Raw genomic sequence first — 1,554 nt, 5'->3', positions numbered from 1 at the left:
GTCGTCGGCCGCGTCGAGGAAGCGGCGGGCTCGCCTGGGCACATCGAGGTCCGCGCGTAACGCCGGCCTACCGCGGGCGCGGGGCACGCCCCCTGACTTAGGGCGCAATCGTCCCGTTTTATGTCTTATTTGCCCCGGTTCCGTAGTGACGTTCGCGCCCCATGTCGTTCGCGGGCTCGCGGTGTAACGCCGCGGTGTCATTCGGGACTACACGGGTAGACGGGTGGGCATGACGGGTGGGCATCTGGCCTAGGCACGAGGTATGAAATAGTGGTTTGTAACAAATGAGTCACGACGAGCCCGACGGGGATCTTCGCACGCCAGCCGCTATCCGCAAGGCGGCTGACGGTGTGGGCGTTGTCTCAGGCGGTGTCCCGGACGCTCCCGCGGGGCGGTCCGGCGCCAATCCTTTTGGCCGTTTTGTCAGTACCCCCGGTTATGGTGCCAGCATGACCGTTATCGCTGAACAGCAGGCGACCGAACACATCCACGGCATCTGCCTGAAGACCGGCCCGCCGCGCCTGGTCGGCGTCGAACTCGAGTGGCTCGTCCGCGACGCGCGTGATCCCGCCCTGCCGGTGACGGCGGACCGGATCGCGGCGGCCGTAGCGGCCTTCGGCGCCGAGACCGGGACCGGGACCGTGCTCCCGGACAGCCCGGCCAGCCTGGCTTTGCCGACAAGCGCGGCCCCCGGCGTAATGCCGTCCGGTGGGCTGCTGACCACCGAACCTGGCGGACAGCTTGAGCTCAGCTCGCTGCCCGCCGATTCTGTCGCAGAATGCGTCCGCGCCACCGCCGCCGACCTCGCGGCGCTTCGCGCGGCCGTCGCCGACGCGGGCCTCGAGCTCGCGGGGTTCGGCCTCGATCCGTTCCGCCCGCCGCGCCGCGTGCTCGACCTGCCGCGGTACGCGGCCATGGAGGCCTTCTTCGACCGGGGCGGCCCGTGGGGCCGCCAGATGATGTGCGGCACCGCGTCGGTCCAGGTGTCCCTGGACGCCGGTGACGACAGCGACGGTCACACCGGCTACCGCTGGCGGTGGCAGCTGCTGCACGCGATCGGGCCGGTGCTGGTGGCCGCGTTCGCGAACTCGCCGCTGCGCGAGGGCCGGCCGACCGGCTGGAAGTCGGCCCGGCAGCAGGTCTGGACGCGGATGGACCCCGGCCGCACCAAGCCTCCGCCGCTGGCCGGGGACGCCGACCTGCCTGCCGCGTGGGCCGCGTATGCGCTTGACGCGCAGGTGATGTGCGTGCGCTCGGACGGGCCAGGTGACTGGTCCGCGCCGCCGGGACTGCGGCTGCGCGACTGGCTGCGCGGCTCCGACGGATCCGCCGCCCTGCGCGCGCCGACGACCGAGGACCTGACCTACCACCTGTCCACGCTGTTCCCGCCGGTCCGGCCGCGCGGGCACTTCGAGCTGCGCATGATCGACGCGCAGCCGGGCGACGGCTGGGTAGTGCCGGTCGCGGTCGCGAGCGCGCTGCTGTCCGACGCGCAGGCCGCCGACGCGGCGATGGCCGCAGCCGAGCGGCTCTGGCACCCCGACGGGGCAAACG

The 1,554-nt window shown here is 72.3% G+C and carries 1 protein-coding gene; it reads left to right on the top strand.

The window, feature by feature from the left end; translation table 11 throughout:
• Positions 1 to 449 precede the first annotated feature (449 nt).
• Positions 450 to 1,554: ergothioneine biosynthesis glutamate--cysteine ligase EgtA (gene egtA, locus WA805_RS28510; RefSeq protein ID WP_425243870.1), on the top strand; the 1,105-nt coding region annotated here is incomplete at its 3' end.

The organism is Trebonia sp. (assembly GCF_049794275.1).
In the GTDB taxonomy this organism is placed as follows: domain Bacteria; phylum Actinomycetota; class Actinomycetes; order Streptosporangiales; family Streptosporangiaceae; genus Trebonia.
This window is presented reverse-complemented; position numbering and strand designations above follow the sequence as displayed.